Consider the following 18,115-nt stretch of genomic DNA (forward strand, 5'->3'; position numbering starts at 1 on the left):
CATGAATATTCTTGCACATTTACATTTGGCAACGTTGGCGAATAGTTCGTTGATTGGTAATACAGTTGCTGATTTTGTTAAAGGTGATGCTTATCGACAATATCCTAAAGAGATTGCCGATGGGATTATGTTGCATCGTAGGATTGATCGTTTGATTGATAGTTTTGCTGAAGTTAAGCAAGCTAAATTGCTTTTTCGACAATCACATCAACGTGTTGCACCGATCACCTTGGATATTATTTGGGACCATTTTTTGTCAAAATATTGGGCGGAATTTAACGCTAAGCAATCTCTTTCATCATTCAATACCTTTACTAAGCGACAGATTCAGCCTTATATCGCAAATTATCCAGTTGATTATCAAGATTTTATGGGGGCAATGTGGCGTGGTGAATGGTTGGTAAATTATGCCTCGGTGGATTTTATTGGTAAAGTTTTAAACGGTATGGCAAAGCGTCGACCTAAGCTCTATTTATTAAGCGATACCTTTATTGATTTTGAACAAAACTATACGCCACTAAAAACATTGTTTTTCGAGCTTTATCCTAAAATGTGTTCACTTATTAAGGTATCGAATATAGTTGAATAAATGACTATCGAATCGTATTTGATTTGTTCGATAGTCATTTGTGAATTTGATTTTATTGCGGAAATATAATTTTGCCATTATCGACAGTGATTAGATTGTTGGTATCTGGAGTTTGCGATATTGGGACTAGATTTTCAGCCGTTGCTTGCGGTGCTTGACCAATAATTCCACCTCTAGCTTTGGTGCGTATAACTTGACTTTCTGGTAAATTAACTTGGTTGGTTAGATTTGCCCATAACCATTCGATAGCTTCTTCACCATAATAGTCAATCGGTAATAAGGTGTTGTCAAAAGGCGCTTTGCCATCAAGATAACTCGCATTTTCAACTTCAATATAACGAAGTTGCGACTCTTTTCCTTCAACTTTACTATTTAATGCAACATAAGGTCGAGATGTGTGGTCGATAAGTTGTTTAGGGTTGTTTTTACCATGAACAATAAAGGTTTTGATTTTATTTAAATTACCTGTTGCTTGGACTTCTTCTAACCCTTTAATTACACGAGGCTCTTTTATTTTTTCTCTTAAGCAAATGGCTCCTTTAGTGCCATAATCTATTTGATGTTCAATGGTAGAACTTGAAAACCATTCACGTCGAGGCGATGTGACATCTTTATTTTCAACTAGGTCAATCGCTGTGGCATCATGGTTGGCCCAGATTGGTAATTGGCCATCAGATAATCCCCAAATTTCGGCAAAATTGACTTGTTTTAGTGGTTTTACTTCACCAGAATTAAAATAGGGGTCCTGTTGAGTACTTGCCACTGAAAAGTCACACATGTTTTCAGTTACATCATATCGACCATAGGCGCTAATATATTTATAAGGGTAGGCAATTGATTCATTAAGATAGAAATAAGGTAATTGGATGCTCATTTCAGGCTTCCAACCATAATCATACAGTTTGTTCAATGCCTCTTTCGGTGTGCCGGTTGGTAGTATGTTGGCTTGTTTTAATGCATCACAACGGTTTTGTGAAAAAAGGTATTTAGAGGCTTCAGGGACGTATTTGTCCTGCTTATTGGGTTCAATTGCCGGTATGGCACAAGGAATATAAAGTGCCCCATAGGTACTGTAATCCGGTAGTGAATGATAGGATTTGTTTTCAATAGCGCTATCTTGGCGTGGCTGAATTTGTGGATTAACAGCCACTACACCATTAATTTTTCCCATCGCATCTGATTCAGCCGTTTTAAGCGCAGCTGTCGCACCATCCTCTGCTCCATAGATTAATATAAGGGTATTTGATTCGGAGAAGCTCAATTTACCAGGTTCAGGGAATAGCTCATTTAATTCATACATAGCGAAAATAATTGAGAAGAAGTTATATTTTGACCAACTTGCTTCTTGATTTTGCTTTGAATGGAGCTGTTTTACTGCATAACGGTGCGGATTATTTTTGATAAACTCTTTTGGATTTTGGATAGTTGGCTTGAAGAGTATGTTGTCCTTAGCAACTTGACCATCAACAGTAAAGCCTTGTTCGTTGGTAATATCATAAATACCAGTACCTAAACCTTTGTCGTTATAAACTACTGCGCAGTTATGTTTAAGCCCCCACAATCCACGGATTTGTATATCTTTGGCGTTATATAGTCCATCAGAACCCGAAGCCGGTACGGCAACAATACAGGGTTTTTTCTTATTAAAATCAACAGGAACTTGTAATAACAAGCCAACATTTTCATCTTTTATGGTGGCTAAAATCTCTGTGCCGGCAATTTTTCCGTCAAATAAAGGCGACAAATCCTCACGTTTAAATCCAAATAGCGAGCCTTCTCCCGTTTTTGTATCAATAAATCGATTTAGTTTTGCACGGCGCAATTCTTGGGGAGTTGGATTTGATGGATCGGCATAATAGACCTTTTGGATCATTTTCGATAATGCAGTAAACCCCATTCCAGCGGTAACAAGATCATCACTTTCGCCATCATAGTAGTTTGAACTATGAATAACTAGCCAATGCGGTTTATAATTAATCGGGTTTTGCTTTGCAATATCACCCAATTCAGCACCACTAGGATTTGAGAATATTGTTAAAAAGAGTAAGGTGGATAACGTGCTTATTTTTTTTAATTTTATTGGCATTACATTCGTTCCCTACATTTCAATTAACTGCTATATACTAATTAACTACAGTTTATTATATTATTTTTTATTGAGTTGGTAAATTTGGGTTACTAATAGACCAAAATGCTGAAATAATTTTTTCTGATAATCGTCTTTTTTGTACACATATGCCAACATCAAACGGTTCCATTAAATTGGTTGACCATTCGGTGATGCGTTCTCTTACTCTTTCTGGGCTATTTTCCATTACTACTTTAGGCAATAAAGCCACGCCACAACCCAAAGCCACCATGGAGACAATGGCTTCGTGCCCAGCTACCGTTGCATAAATTTTGGGGCTGGTGATTTTTTGTTGTTTGAACCATAAATCTATTCGATGTCGGCTTGGACCGTGCTCAGGCAAGATGAATGGGATATTATGCCAATCTGGTGCTTTTTGATGCAATTTGTCACTGAATGAACTATTAAGTTTAGGTATGAGTAATACCATTTCAATTTCGCCTAATTTAATAAATTCAACACCCGATGGTAGTTGTTTGGGTTTACCTGCAATAGCTAAATCAGCTTGATGAGATTGAATTTTTTCAACAGCATCGGCTGCATCTCCCGTGGATAGTTTAATTTCTACTAATGGGTAGTGTAGGCGAAAACGATCAAGTATTTCAGGTAGATGGCTGTAAGCCGCTGTGACCGAGCAAAATAAGGTTAATTCACCAACTAATCGTTGATCGGCTTGGTCTAATTCTTGTTTTAATTGTTGGTGTAGATTAATGACTTGTTGGGCAAAGTGTTTTACTTTTTCACCTTCGTGGGTAATTTGAACTTGTCGGTTGTCGCGGATAAATAATCGATGACCAAATTGTTCTTCAAGGCGCTGGATCTGCCTTGAAAGGGTGGAAGGGCTTACATGCATAGCATCGGCACTTATTCCAAAATGACATGTATCACATAGATGTAAAAACAATTTTAAGTCACGAATATTCATATCTATTTAATTATTGAGAAATATTTAGCGTAGACACCGTTATAATTGATTAATTATATCATCTTCGATTTTATTTGCTCTATTATGCATAGATATCAGGCAAATAGCAAAATAGCGTTCATCAATGGCAATATAGATAGAGACCTGCTAGAATACCGCATCATTTTTTTGCTTAGCTAAATTAATTAATTTTATGACAGAACAAGCTTATTTAGACGAAGTGAATGCTCGTCGTACTTTTGCAATTATCTCTCACCCCGATGCCGGTAAAACAACCATTACCGAAAAAGTTTTGCTTTTTGGACAAGCCATTCAAACTGCGGGCACAGTAAAAGGGCGTGGTGCTAATGCGCAGCACGCTAAGTCAGACTGGATGGAGATGGAAAAACAGCGTGGTATTTCAATTACGACCTCCGTTATGCAATTTCCTTATAATGACTGTTTGGTGAACTTGCTTGATACCCCCGGGCATGAGGATTTTTCGGAAGACACTTATCGAACTTTAACCGCAGTTGATAGTTGTTTGATGGTGATTGATGCAGCAAAAGGTGTCGAAGACAGAACGCGTAAATTAATGGAAGTTACACGTTTACGAAACACGCCTATTTTAACTTTTATGAATAAGCTCGACCGTGATATTCGTGATCCGATGGAGTTGTTAGATGAAGTTGAAAACGAGCTTAATATTATGTGCGCCCCAATTACTTGGCCAATTGGTTGTGGTAAGTTATTTAAAGGGGTCTATCATTTAGCTAAAAATGAAACTTATCTTTATCAAACCGGTAAAGGTCATACCATTCAAGAAGTTAGAATCATTAAAGGATTAGATAATCCTGAACTTGATAGCACCATTGGTGATGATTTGGCCCAACAACTTCGCGATGAATTAGAATTAGTGCAAGGTGCATCAAATGAGTTTGATTTAGATGCATTTTTGTCTGGTGATTTAACGCCTGTGTTTTTTGGTACTGCGCTGGGGAATTTTGGTGTAGATCATATGCTTGATGGTTTAACCGCTTGGGCGCCAGCACCACAGCCTCGGCAAACAGATAAACGAGAAGTTGAAGCAAGCGAAGAAAAATTTACCGGTTTTGTATTTAAGATCCAAGCAAATATGGATCCTAAACACCGAGACCGTGTTGCATTTATGCGCATTGTTTCAGGTAAATATGAAAAAGGTATGAAGTTACGCCATGTTCGTATTGCTAAAGATGTTAATATTTCTGATGCATTAACCTTTATGGCAGGCGATCGTGATCATGTTGAGCAAGCTTATGCTGGTGATATTATTGGTTTGCATAATCACGGTACGATTCAAATTGGTGATACGTTTACCCAAGGTGAAGATCTTAAATTTACTGGTATTCCTAACTTTGCACCGGAATTATTCCGTCGAATTCGTTTAAAAGATCCACTTAAACAAAAACAATTGTTAAAAGGTTTAGTTCAGCTTTCAGAAGAAGGGGCTGTTCAAGTATTCCGACCAATTGCTAATAATGATTTAATTGTTGGGGCAGTTGGGGTGTTACAGTTTGATGTGGTGGTTGCCCGTTTGAAATCTGAATATAACGTTGAAGCAATTTATGAGCCAGTAAACGTCACCACTGCGCGTTGGGTTGAGTGTAGCGATGCTAAGAAACTTGAAGACTTTAAACGCAAATGTGAACAAAATTTGGCTTTAGATGGTGGTGATAATCTTTCTTATATTGCACCAAGTATGGTTAATCTAAATTTAACCCAAGAACGTTATCCGGATGTTGAGTTCAGAAAAACTCGCGAACATTAATATGCTATCTAATCTATGCTATTTAATAAAAGAGACGCTGTCTCTTTTATTTACTTTCCAAACCATTCAAAGCAAATCGTTCAAATGATGACCATTGAGAAAAATAGGTTGATAGCTGGTTAATCGTGCTAAATAATTTTTTTTCTTCCCCCATAAAGCTAATAGATTGATTTAAGCTTGTGGTTTGTGATTCGTCACTTTGTGGATATTGATTGTAATTTTCTGATGTTTCATCTTCAATAATGCTGCTTTCAAGAGCGATAACAATTTTTTTATTGTTGAGCTCTCCCCAAGTTAGCCATTGAGAACTAATTGTATAAATTTGTGCTAACTTTGTGCGATAAGCCATAATAATTAATTTTGAGCTATATGGTAGTGTCTTTTCGACTATATTTTTTCCGTCTTCTATATCAAGTAACCAAAATGGCAAGACTATTTCAATTTTATCATGCCAAGTTTCACTTAATGTTTTTATTGCATTATTCCATCTTTGCCAAATGTGACTTTTATTTTGTGCATATTCAGCCAATAAGTATGGTTCAATATCATATTGAATTCCCGCAAGACAAGGATTGTGTATTTGGCATAACTTTTTAATGACTTTATTGCGTTCAATGGCATTTTTTAAACCCGAATCAGTAATCATATCAGGTGCCCCTTCAACAGCAATAATGCTCATTTTCTTTTTAGCTGCGATATCAAGTAGCTGAAATAGCTTATCTTGATTTTGAATATGCCCATTTACAATATTCAATTGGAGATAAACTTGATTAATACCTTTTTGTTTTAGTTTAGTCAGAAATTGACTTGGTGAATGAATCCAATTTTCAGTATGCCAATTCCACATCGAAATATTGATATCGGATCTATATTGATTGGGCAAAGAGGTATAATTTGACTTCATCTTATCCGCATTTAATTGATTAATATTTGAATAGACATTGGCATTTTTAAGCACCGAATTAGTGTTTATGAAATCTTTTTTTTCAAGTAGCTTTAATAGTAAGGTAGCACTTTTTTTGATTTCATGAGTACTTAAGTAATACCAATGTTTTAAATTGATGGAGCTAATATTTAATGCTAAATTTTCAGCAAATGTTGCAGGACTCATAAAACTTATCACAAATAATAAATAGATGATTTTAAGTTTATTTGTCAAATTTTACCCTCTCCATTTTTCCCCAAGATAAATTGCCTTTTATTAATCTAGCATAGCCTTTAAGCTTCCAATATAGGTATAACTGTCGATAACCAAAGTTATCTAGTAATGCAGTAATAAATAGTTTTAGTAGATATCTAGTTTTATCTAATCCTGATAATAACACACCATCAATCGCTATAGCAAAAGCACTTATAAGGCTATTGTATCCAAAAACAATTAAAAAATAAGATAACATTACGTTGCTATCTATCATGTCAAGAGACCAAATAAGCGGTATTAAAAAGTACCCTAGCAGTTCAGCAATTGGACCTAAAATATCGGTTAATATTGAAAAAGGTAATAGCATAAGGCTTAACTTTTTATATTTTAGTTTAAACGTTAACGACTTAAAATTTATAAAAGTTTGTAGTGCGCCAATATGCCATCGTATACGTTGGTTTTTTAATACCTTCCATTTTTCAGGCACTTGGGTCCAACATATGGCGGTTGGTACATAATCAATTTTGTAATCAACATTAGAGTCATAAATATATTTGTGCAATTTTAGAGTAATATCATAGTCTTCACCAACAGAACCGACACAAAAACCACCGACCTTTATTGCAAAATCTCGTCTAAATAAACCAAATGCACCTGAAATTATCGGTAAAGTATTAAAATGATTCCAAGCAATTTTTGCCAAGAGAAATACTCTCATATATTCAAGAATTTGAATTTGTACGATGAATCTTTTAGATAAATTGATTTTAGATATTATTCCATTTCTAATAGAACAACTATTAGCAACTCGCACAGCTCCACCTACTGCAACTGTTTTTGGGTCGTCAATTAGAGGGACTACAGCTTTGTTAATGGCATCAGGTGCTAAAATTGAATCAGCATCTATAAGACAGATAATTGGGGAATTACTTAAATTAATTGCTGCATTATGTGCGTCTGCTTTGCCACCATTTTCTTTATCGATAACTCGAAGCCGGCTATCTTTTTTGGATACATAAACATCTCTTATTTTAGCATGAGAGAGTTGATTACGTTCATTTAAGTGATGCGCAATAGGTTGTAAATCAAAGTATTCTTTCACTTTTGAAAAAGTGTTGTCTGTTGAGCCATCATTTACAACTATCATTTCAACATTAGGGTAATGAGTCGCTAATGTTGATTCGATACTATCAATTATAGTTACACTTTCATTATAAGCTGGTAAAATGATAGTAATTGGATGTGAAATACCATCATTTTCGGTCTGGATCTTTCTTTCTTTGTTCGGATTTTTGAGTAACACATAAATTGTTACTAGTAGCTGCACAAAATAGATGAATATTTGCACTAATCCAATTAGCATTATCGTTATAACTAAGAATTTAACACCAAACATCATTATGTTGTTTATATAATCACTCATTGTTTTACCCACATCTCTTGCTTTAAGAATTATTTAATTTTTATCGATAAATAGTTTGCTTTTTAAATCAAAATGTTCTGTTATTAGTTTTTCAATGCTTAATGATTTCTTTATGTAACATTCTTCATTAATGAAATTAAGAAGATAACAACTGTGTATAATCCCTTGTGGTGTTGTTTGTAGTTCCAGTAAGTTTTCAAAAAAAGTTTGCATATAAGTACGCTCATCTTCTTTTGCAAGAATAAGATAGGGGATAATGTAGTTCTTAGAAATTTTTTTTAAGATAGTAAAAAATTGGTGATTGCTAAAATCTTCACAATTGATTAGCGATTCAAGCTCTAGAAATTTATTAGAAGGTAAAAGCCTAAAAAAGCAAAATACGCCTTTTTGCGGTATCTTGTTAAATAGCGTAATCATTATCTGAATTATCGAAATACCTGAAGCGTTTTTAACTAGACTCAATGCTGCAGCAATGGCGACTTCTTGGCGAGAACTGTTACAAGCCTGAATTAACGCTTGATTCGTTTTTTCGCAAGGATAATATGCTAACATGTTAGCTGCATCAATTTTCTGTTTTATTGTGCCTTTTTTTAATAGTAACCTAAGTTTATTTTGGAATGGTTCCAGATCAAAATAAGTTAAAATATGTTTTTCGCGATGTTTCTCGAAAAAATAGGCAGCAATTATTGCTACGCAATTTAGCGATAATTTTTTTGTTATCTCTTGCTTAAAATAAGATTCATCACCTGTTTTCAATGCTTTTTTGTAAATTTTTAGCAATTGCAATTTTAATTTCTTATGTCTTCTAAATTGAATTTCACGTTTGATGTAAATTGCAATGGTTACTATCAATACAATAAAGCTAATAAAAATGAAACAGGCATTATATAAATTTAAGTATCGAGTTAGAATGTCCATTTTATTCCACATCCTAGTGTTTTTTTAGTATATAACTTACGGCTGTGGTTGGTTTGAACTCTTTCTTCATTATTATAGTTTACAAACCCAGTTATTGAATTAGATATGTCATATGACAATCCAATAAAATGAGATTTGACTTTAATTAATGAACGATTAAATTTTATCGAACGGTCGGATGTTTCTTGACTATTTGCATATCCTGCAAATAGATGTAATTCTTCTGTAGGTGATATGGTGGTTTTAAATAAATAACCACTCATATGATGGTTGTCTTGATCAAATGTGTTGAACCATTTACCTGCTATGGATAAACGGTCATTAAAGAAAAATTGTTCAATACCCGGTGAAATAGTTTTAATGTTGCCATCGTTATAGTGGTCCAACTTTGCATCGAGGGTGATATGGAATGAATTTATTTGATCATTATACGGGGAAAATAATTGATAATCCCCACCGGTTGTTATTGTATATGTTGCGTAAAATTTTTTAGATGTGGCGACAGAACCTGATAGATAACCATACGCTTTATTGTTGAATGTGTGCCAATAAGTGAGGCCTATTTTTTGGTCGTTGCTATGAAAACGGTTTGCTTGGGTAAAATGGCCGGTTAGGGTATTTTGCGGTGATAGCCGATAAGATAGTGCTAAATCCACTTCATTCCAATTCGGCAAAGATTTAGATAATCGACTATGTGTGCCAGATAGAACAATATTCCAGTAATGTGTATTTTTTTTTATGTTATCAATGTTTGCCTGTAGGGACAGTAATTGTTCGTCATTAGGTGTTAGATTTAAGTACTTATCAAGTAACAATTTGGCTTTTTCGGGATGGTTAGGATCTTTTGCTAAAACAACACTAACTAAACCATATTGCGCATCTACGTAATTGGGGGCGATATCAAGTGCGGATTCAAACGATTTTTTTGCTTGTTCTAACTGAGTTAGTGCGTAATAATTGAAACCTAGTTGGACAAGAATATCGGAATTATTTGGCTGTAGTTGATTTGCTTTTATTAATTTTGATATTGCTAATTCAAAATTTTGTGATTTTTTCGCATCAATACTTTCTTTTAATAATTGATCTGCTTTTATTGCATCATTATCTCTATTTGTGGTTGCGACTGTTTGATAACTGCAAAACAAAATACTGACAATTAAGACAAACTTATAGTACATATAATTACCTTAATCCATTAAATTATTTCTAAATATCAAAAACTAATGTGTATCTTTATGCGTCGATAAAATCGACAAATTTGGGAAAGTTTGGGACTGAGTAGCGTCTAACGTATTTTTACTAGATTAATACGATAAACGTATTGGGCCGAATTATATATGAAACAGATAATAAAATACATATAAAAATTAAGTATGTTTTTTGAAATTTGACATATGTCCTTTTATTGTTGGTTTTTAATCGTTTTATTTATTAATTCGGAATATAATGAACGCTTATTTGGAAAGAATTCTATGAATAATATGAAAACAAGAACACTATTTTTTACTGCATTAACTCTTTTTTCTTTTAACAATTCATTTGCTATTGAAAATAAGCATGATCATTCTGTTTTATTAGATAAAGTTCACCAAAGCGAACGAGATGATCGTCAATATGAAGTGATTGAACTTGATAATAAAATGCGTGTGTTATTAGTTTCCGATCCTAAGGCAACCAAATCACTCGGCTCTATCGCATTGCCTGTTGGTTCATTATATGATCCAGCCCTTCAACAAGGCTTAGCCCATTACACAGAACATATGGTGTTAATGGGGTCGAAAAAATATCCTCAACCATCTAGTTTTACAGAATTTTTGGCTCGACATGCTGGTAACTACAATGCGACAACTAGCGGTAATCGCACCGCATTTTTCTTTGAAGTTGAAAATAGTGTAATTGATAAGGCGTTAGATTATTTAGCCGATGCCATTGCTGAGCCAATTTTTGATCCTAAATTTGCTGATAAAGAACGTAATGCTGTTAACGCTGAGATGACGTTATACCGCTCTAGTGATGGTTTTCGAATTCAGCAGGTTGATGCTGAGACGATTAATCCGGATCATCCGGCATCACAATTTTCTGGTGGGAATTTAGAAACTTTACGTGATAAAGATAATAGTAAATTGCAAGATGCATTGGTTAATTTTCATGATAAATATTATTCAGCTAATATTATGGTTGGGGTTATTTATAGTAATCAACCGATCAAAAATTTAGAAGCGTTGGCTGAATCTACTTATGGTCAAATTCCTAATAAAAATATAACTGTTTCGCCAATTACTCAACAAGCTGTTACTCAGGAGTTTACTGGTAAAGAAATTACTATGATACCAGCCCAACCTAGAAAAATGTTGTCGTTAAAATTTCCGATTGAAAATGATATCGACAAATTTTCTGATAAGACCAATGAGTACCTTATTTATCTCATCAGTAATAATAGTAAAAATACTTTAGCTGATCAGCTACAAAAACAGGGCTTGGTTGAAGCTATTCAAGCTACTAGTGATAGTAAATATTATGGTAATAGTGGCACATTTAATATTAATGTTATTTTAACCGATGAAGGCTTAGCTCAGAAAGATAAGGTTATTGCAGCCATTTTTAATTATTTACAATTAATTGAAAAGCAGGGTGTTTCAGACGCGTATTATGATGAGATAAAAAAAGTCTTTGCTTTGTCTTTTAAGTATAAAGATGTTAACCGTGATATGTCTTATGTAGAATGGCTATCCGATCAGATGCTTCTTTACCCGGTTAAAAATGTATTAGATTCTGATTATGTTGCTGAACATTTGAATAAAGATGCTATCATCAATCGACTCAAAAGTTTTACGCCTGAAAATGTTCGAGTTTGGTTAATTGCGCCAAATCAAACTACTGACAAAACGGCTTATTTCCTTAATGCACCTTATAAAGTTGATAATATCACTGATGAATTAAAAACAAGTTGGGCTGATTTAGGTAGAGCGTTTTCGTTTAGTTTGCCTGAGCTAAATCCATATATTCCTGACAATTTTAATATTGTCAGACAAAATAATGATCAGATTCAACCCGCGACATTTAGTAAACGTGGTAATCATATCCATTTTGTTAGTCGTCATTTTAGTAGCGATCCTAAGGCTGTAATTGCTGTTTCTTTACGCAATAATCAGGCGTTTAATGATGCAAAATCGTCAGTTTCTTTTGAGTTACTTGATTACATTGTAAGTCGAGATTTGACGCAATTACAATTTCAAGCAGGTAATGCTGGAATGTCACTATCAACGGGTCTTGATAATGGTTTAATGATAACCGCTAATGGTTTTAATCAACATTTACCAGATATGGTTTTAGCCATTCTTAATAGTTATCGACAAGTGACCATTGATGAGCAAAATTTACAATTAGCTAAATCATGGTATCTTCAACGACTTGATGGGGCTGACCATTTTGAAAGTGTACGTTTAGCGTCAGAGCCAGTTCTCGCTTTATCTAAAATGCCTCACTATTATGAACGAGGTGAAAGACGACAAATTACCAATAATATCACTGTAAGTGATGTTCAAGCTTATCGCGATAGTTTGATGACTCAATCAGTTCCTTATATGATTAGTTTGGGTAATATCTCAAATGAAGAATCATTAGATCTTTATCATGCCATTCAAAAGACTTTAAAGCGTGATGTTGAATTTACACCATTAGATGATATTAAAATTAAAACTGCCTTTACAGCTAGAATAACCCAACAAGCAAAAAGCACAGATAATGCGTTGTTAATGACCTATTTTCCAATCAATTATGATTCCACTAAGAGTCAAATAGTTGGATATACTTTAGCTAACATTATGTATTCTTGGTTTTTTGATCAACTGCGTAGCAATGAACAATTAGGTTATCTGGTTGGTGTTTTTCCATCATACATAAGTGAATCAGTAGGACTTGGGTTTGCTGTTCAAAGTAATCAATATGATCCTGCTTATTTATTAAAACGTTACCAAGCGTTTTATCCAACAATGTTAACTAAACTAGAAGCATTATCTAATGATGATGTTGAGGAGTATAAGAGAAGTATCATCGAAGAGCAGACAATGCCACCACAATCTTTAGATGAAGAGTTTGATCGTTTGAGATCAGACTATCGCTTATCTCGTTTCCAATTCGATTCGCGTGATAAAAAAATAGAGTTACTTAAGAAACTCACTAAAGAGGATTTAATTGAATTTTATAAAAGTGCAGTTATTGAACAAAAAGGTTTGGTAATAGCATCGCAAGTATTAGGTCAACCTGAGGATGGTAAAAAACAACCTGAAGCGATTACCAATTATACTGAGTTCAAAAATGCATCATCGTTACAAGACGAATTGTTAAAATAATATTCTTAAACATAGATTCGATCTGAAATATCATTACATTAAATTGGCATTGTACTTATCATATGGTACACTGCCGAAATCCCAATAGTTTGAGTAAATTATGATTACTGGATCGACTGATTATTTTGCTATCGGACAGCGGTTACGAGCTTATCGTATCGCTGCCTCTCTTAGGGCTGAAGAGGTTGCTGAAAGTCTTAGGATCTCAAGAGCTGCGGTTTACCGTTTAGAAAAAGGCGAAATCGTTAAAATAGAAACGCTTGAACGATTAGCCTCTTTGTTAGATACGTCATTTGCTAGTTTACTTGGCATTGATACAGAATATTATTCAAGTGGTGATGGTTTTTTTGAGCGTATGCGTCAACTCGAAGAGCAGTCCACTCATATCTTTTCTCATTTCGATCCCTTTTCTTTTCTTTTAACTTCGCCTGATTATTTATCTCATTTAGGGATGATGTTAAGAGAATCGAGTGATAATATTGAGGCTGAAAGATATGCGACTTCTTTATCTATTTTACATGATCGCAAAACTCAGTTTTATCAATCTGTCCCTAAAGTAATTAATTTAATTAGCTTACGTAATGTTGAACGGTTTTTGCATATCGGCTTAGTTGGCAATCTGACTATTTCGCCGGGTAAAAAGTCTGAAAGAATGTTGTTGGCGCGCAAGGAGGTCTATCATTTAATCGAATTAATTGAAGATCAAGCTTATGCACCAACAATTGCTATTACTGAGCAAGCTATTCCATCTATTGCTTTCCAAATATTTTATCAAAATGATAATGCGTTAGCTTTAGCTATGAGCCCGTTTAGATTAGGTGAGTTACCTAATATTACAACGGGTATCGCCTCAATAACTTCATCAGAAGATGCGATTAAGCGTTATCGTCATTTATTTGATAAATTGTGGCAAGATAGTGCCAAAGATCAGCAAGCGATAAATTTATTGAAAGCCACCTTAGATAAATTCTAAAGAATATTGAAATTATTAAAGAGAGTTACTATGTTATCTTTAACATTACAACCGATAAAAAAATTTAGTGGTACGATTAATCTACCTGGTTCTAAAAGTGTTTCAAATCGTGCCTTACTTTTGTCTGCACTTAGCATTGGTAAAACACGATTAACTAATTTACTTGATAGTGACGATGTGCGCTATATGCTTGATGCTTTAAAAGCTTTGGATATTAAATATCAATTATCAAGTGATCGAACAATTTGTGATATTGAAGGAGTAGGTGGCAAATTACACTCTACTCATCCATTAGAGCTATTTTTAGGCAATGCTGGGACCGCTATGCGTCCATTAGCCGCTGCGTTGTGTTTAGCTGATAACAATATTGTATTAACCGGCGAACCTCGCATGAAAGAGCGTCCAATTGGCCATTTGGTTGATGCTTTGCGTCAAGGTGGGGCTAAGATTGATTATCTTGAAAACGAAGGTTATCCTCCATTACATATCCATGGTGGTTTTACCGGTGGAAAGATTGAGGTAAATGGTTCGGTATCAAGTCAGTTCTTAACCGCACTTTTAATGGCTGCACCGCTAGCTGCCAACGATACTGAAATTACTATTATTGGTGATCTGGTTTCTAAACCTTATATTGATATCACGATAAAAATGATGGAGATGTTTGGTGTTTCGGTTATTAATGAAAAATATCAAAAATTTATCATTAAAGCTAATCAAACTTATCAATCACCAGGCCATTATTTGGTTGAGGGTGATGCCTCTTCAGCCTCTTATTTTTTAGCTGCTGCGGCAATCAAAGGTGGCACCGTTCGCGTAACAGGTATTGGTAAAAAGAGTTTACAAGGCGATACCCAGTTTGCACATGTGCTTGAAAAGATGGGCGCTAAAATCACTTGGGCTGATGATTATATTGAATGTACTCGCAATGAATTAAATGGCATTGATATGGATATGAACCATATACCTGATGCAGCAATGACCATTGCAACTACTGCGTTATTCGCTAAAGGTCCAACGACTATTCGAAATATTTACAATTGGCGAGTTAAAGAAACGGATCGCTTATCAGCAATGGCAACCGAGCTACGTAAAGTAGGTGCGACCATTGAGGAAGGGGATGACTATATTACAATTATTCCTCCAATTAAATTAAATCATGCTGATATTAAAACTTACAATGACCATCGTATGGCAATGTGTTTTTCATTAGTTGCACTGTCTGATACTCCAGTCACAATTTTAGACCCAAAATGCACAATGAAAACCTTTCCTGATTATTTTGAACAATTTAAACGATTAAGCGAAATATAACATGATTAAAAATATTCCGGTTATTGCTGTTGATGGACCAAGTGGAGTTGGCAAGGGCACTTTGTGTCAAGCATTAGCGAATCATTTTAAGTGGCACCTTTTAGATTCTGGTGCAATTTATCGTGTGCTTGCACTTGCTGCTTTGAAACAAAATATTGCTTTAGATGATGCTAAACAATTAGCAACATTGGCTCTTAACCTGCCGCTTACGTTTGATACCAGTAGTGATGATGTGAAAGTTTTGTTAGATGATGTGGATGTTTCTCGCGAGATAAGAACAGAAGAGACTGGTGGAGCCGCTTCAAAAGTTGCGTCAATAAATGAAGTTAGAGTTGCTTTATTACAGCGACAACGTGACTTTAGACAGTTGCCAGGGCTAGTTGCTGATGGTCGTGATATGGGGACAGTGGTATTTACTGATGCCCCAGTTAAACTATTTCTTGATGCTAGTGCACAATCAAGGGCAGAAAGAAGAATGAAACAGTTGCAAGATAAGCAAATTCATGCTAAATTCGCCGAAATTTTGCAGGAGATAACCGCGCGAGATGAACGAGATCGTAATCGAGTTGTTGCGCCATTAAAGCCTGCGGTTGATGCACTAATAATTGATACAACATCGCTTTCAATTCAAGATGTTTTTAATCAATCTGTTATGTATATTAAAGAAAAACTTGCGCTGTAAGTTTATATTTAAACTTTGGCGTGAACCAAGCTCCATTACAAGGATGAGTGGAGTATCGTAAACAACCCCACAAGACATGAAGTAATGTGGACGTTAAATTAAACTTAAAGTAAATAAAATATGACTGAATCTTTTGCTCAACTCTTTGAAGAGTCTTTAAATCAACTAGACACTCGTTCTGGTAATATGATCCGTGGTACTGTCGTTGCAATCGACAAAGATGTTGTTTTAGTTGATGCTGGTTTAAAATCTGAATCAGCAATTCCAGTAGAGCAGTTTAAAAATGCCCAAGGCGAATTAGAAGTTCAAGTTGGCGACGTTGTTGACGTTGTTCTTGACTCAATTGAAGATGGCTTTGGTGAAACAATTTTATCTCGTGAAAAAGCTAAACGTCATGAAGCGTGGCTAACATTAGAGAAAGCAGTTGAAGATGCTGCAACCGTTTTAGGTGTTATCAATGGTAAAGTTAAAGGTGGCTTTACGGTTGATCTTAATGGCGTTCGTGCGTTCCTACCTGGTTCGCTTGTTGATGTTCGTCCATTACGCGATACTTCTCATATTGAAAATAGAGAAATCGAATTAAAAGTTATTAAATTAGATCAAAAACGCAACAACGTAGTTGTTTCTCGTCGTGCAGTAATTGAATCTGAAAATAGCGCAGAAAGAGAACAACTTCTTGAAAATCTACAAGAAGGTTCTGAAGTTAAAGGTATCATCAAAAATCTTACTGATTACGGTGCATTCGTTGATCTTGGTGGAGTTGATGGTTTACTTCATATCACTGATATGGCTTGGAAACGTGTTAAACACCCAAGTGAAGTGGTTGAAGTTGGTCAAGAATTACTTGTTAAAGTTCTTAAATTCGATAAAGATCGTTCACGTGTTTCTCTTGGCTTAAAACAATTAGGCGAAGATCCATGGGTTTCAATCGCTAAACGTTACCCAGAAGGTACTAAAGTAACTGGTAAAGTAACTAACTTAACTGATTACGGTTGTTTCGTAGAAATCGAAACTGGCGTTGAAGGTTTAGTTCACGTTTCTGAAATGGATTGGACTAACAAAAACATTCACCCATCTAAAGTGGTTAGCTTAGGTGATGAAGTTGAAGTTGTTGTTCTTGAAATTGATGAAGAACGTCGTCGTATTTCTCTTGGTCTTAAACAATGTAAACCAAATCCATGGTTACAATTTGCTGAAGCACACAATAAAGGTGATAAAGTTAGCGGTAAGATCAAATCAATCACTGACTTTGGTATCTTCATTGGTTTAGACGGTGGCATTGATGGTTTAGTTCATCTTTCTGATATTTCTTGGAATATGCCAGGTGAAGAAGCAGTTAAAGCTTATAAGAAAGGTGATGATATTGAAGCCGTTGTTTTACAAGTTGATGCTGAGCGTGAACGTATCTCATTAGGTATCAAACAACTTGAAGACGATCCATTCAGCAGTTTTGCATCTAACTTCAAAAAAGGATCAATTGTTAAAGGTAAAGTTACCGCTGTTGATGCTAAAGGTGCAACAATCGAAATTGCTGAAGGTATCGAAGGTTACTTAAAAGCACAAGATATTGCTCGTGAACGTGTTGAAGATGCAACTACTGCATTGAACGTTGGTGATGAAGTTGAAGCGAAGATTGTAAATATCGATCGTAAAACTCGTGCAATTTCTTTATCTATCCGTGCTAAAGATGAAGCTGATGAGAAAGAAGCACTTGCTGCTGTAAATAATACTGCACCTCAAGAAGATGCGTCATTTACTAACGCAATGGCTGAAGCATTCAAAGCTGCGTCAAAAACTGAGTAAAAAATATCTATTGAAAGAGTAAAGAGGGCTTGCCCTCTTTTTCTTTTGTGGTATAAAATGAATAAATTATATACTACATAAATT

The 18,115-nt window shown here is 34.9% G+C and carries 13 protein-coding genes; 7 read left to right on the plus strand and 6 right to left on the minus strand.

Translation table 11 applies throughout. The features are described 5' to 3' along the window. Window position 1 precedes the first annotated feature (1 nt). A complete protein-coding gene (locus J3U23_RS02565) occupies window positions 2–589 on the plus strand; it encodes an ACP phosphodiesterase (RefSeq protein WP_267338352.1) in 588 nt (195 codons plus the stop codon). Between the two features lie 52 nt (window positions 590–641). Here the strand turns inward: J3U23_RS02565 and J3U23_RS02570 are convergent, their stop codons facing one another. Both J3U23_RS02570 and ilvY read right to left on the minus strand, forming a co-directional pair. After that, on the minus strand, window positions 642–2,675 hold the full coding sequence (locus tag J3U23_RS02570; RefSeq protein ID WP_267338353.1) for a 3-hydroxybutyrate oligomer hydrolase family protein: 2,034 nt from the start codon (window positions 2,673–2,675) through the stop codon (window positions 642–644). 67 nt (window positions 2,676–2,742) lie between these two features. Beyond that, complete coding sequence (ilvY, locus tag J3U23_RS02575; protein ID WP_065734573.1) at window positions 2,743–3,642, minus strand: HTH-type transcriptional activator IlvY; 900 nt, start codon at window positions 3,640–3,642, stop codon at window positions 2,743–2,745. Between the two features lie 193 nt (window positions 3,643–3,835). Between ilvY and prfC the strand changes: the two genes are divergently transcribed. Beyond that, window positions 3,836–5,428 carry a peptide chain release factor 3 gene (gene prfC, locus J3U23_RS02580; protein WP_065561949.1) on the plus strand — a complete coding sequence of 531 codons (1,593 nt, stop codon included), beginning with the start codon at window positions 3,836–3,838 and terminating at the stop codon, window positions 5,426–5,428. A gap of 46 nt (window positions 5,429–5,474) precedes the next feature. Here the strand turns inward: prfC and J3U23_RS02585 are convergent, their stop codons facing one another. Genes J3U23_RS02585 through J3U23_RS02600 form a run of 4 tightly spaced genes read right to left on the minus strand, consistent with a single transcriptional unit; the run spans window position 5,475 to window position 10,088 of the window. Then, complete coding sequence (locus tag J3U23_RS02585) at window positions 5,475–6,587, minus strand: hypothetical protein (RefSeq protein ID WP_267330877.1); 1,113 nt, start codon at window positions 6,585–6,587, stop codon at window positions 5,475–5,477. Next, window positions 6,577–7,992 (minus strand): glycosyltransferase family 2 protein, encoded by a 1,416-nt coding sequence (locus J3U23_RS02590; protein WP_220224913.1) that lies wholly within the window; start codon window positions 7,990–7,992, stop codon window positions 6,577–6,579. Before J3U23_RS02590 ends, J3U23_RS02585 begins: the two co-directional genes overlap by 11 nt. A gap of 33 nt (window positions 7,993–8,025) precedes the next feature. After that, on the minus strand, window positions 8,026–8,910 hold the full coding sequence (locus tag J3U23_RS02595) for a hypothetical protein (protein ID WP_267338354.1): 885 nt from the start codon (window positions 8,908–8,910) through the stop codon (window positions 8,026–8,028). Then, complete coding sequence (locus J3U23_RS02600) at window positions 8,898–10,088, minus strand: YaiO family outer membrane beta-barrel protein (protein WP_267338355.1); 1,191 nt, start codon at window positions 10,086–10,088, stop codon at window positions 8,898–8,900. Before J3U23_RS02600 ends, J3U23_RS02595 begins: the two co-directional genes overlap by 13 nt. A 294-nt stretch (window positions 10,089–10,382) precedes the next feature. Between J3U23_RS02600 and ptrA the strand changes: the two genes are divergently transcribed. From ptrA to rpsA, 5 genes are all read left to right on the plus strand, one after another. Then, window positions 10,383–13,262, plus strand: coding sequence for a pitrilysin (gene ptrA, locus J3U23_RS02605; protein ID WP_267338356.1), 2,880 nt, complete (start codon window positions 10,383–10,385; stop codon window positions 13,260–13,262). A 100-nt stretch (window positions 13,263–13,362) separates the two neighbouring features. Continuing rightward, window positions 13,363–14,235 carry a helix-turn-helix domain-containing protein gene (locus J3U23_RS02610; protein WP_065734569.1) on the plus strand — a complete coding sequence of 291 codons (873 nt, stop codon included), beginning with the start codon at window positions 13,363–13,365 and terminating at the stop codon, window positions 14,233–14,235. A 30-nt stretch (window positions 14,236–14,265) separates the two neighbouring features. After that, window positions 14,266–15,546, plus strand: coding sequence for a 3-phosphoshikimate 1-carboxyvinyltransferase (gene aroA / locus J3U23_RS02615; protein ID WP_267338357.1), 1,281 nt, complete (start codon window positions 14,266–14,268; stop codon window positions 15,544–15,546). 1 nt (window position 15,547) lies between these two features. Continuing rightward, window positions 15,548–16,228 carry a (d)CMP kinase gene (cmk, locus tag J3U23_RS02620; protein WP_267338358.1) on the plus strand — a complete coding sequence of 227 codons (681 nt, stop codon included), beginning with the start codon at window positions 15,548–15,550 and terminating at the stop codon, window positions 16,226–16,228. A 120-nt stretch (window positions 16,229–16,348) separates the two neighbouring features. Further along, a complete protein-coding gene (gene rpsA / locus J3U23_RS02625; protein WP_065561941.1) occupies window positions 16,349–18,031 on the plus strand; it encodes a 30S ribosomal protein S1 in 1,683 nt (560 codons plus the stop codon). Window positions 18,032–18,115: the final 84 nt, after the last annotated feature.

It is taken from the genome of Gilliamella sp. B3367, assembly GCF_026536825.1.
GTDB lineage: Bacteria > Pseudomonadota > Gammaproteobacteria > Enterobacterales > Orbaceae > Gilliamella > Gilliamella apicola_E.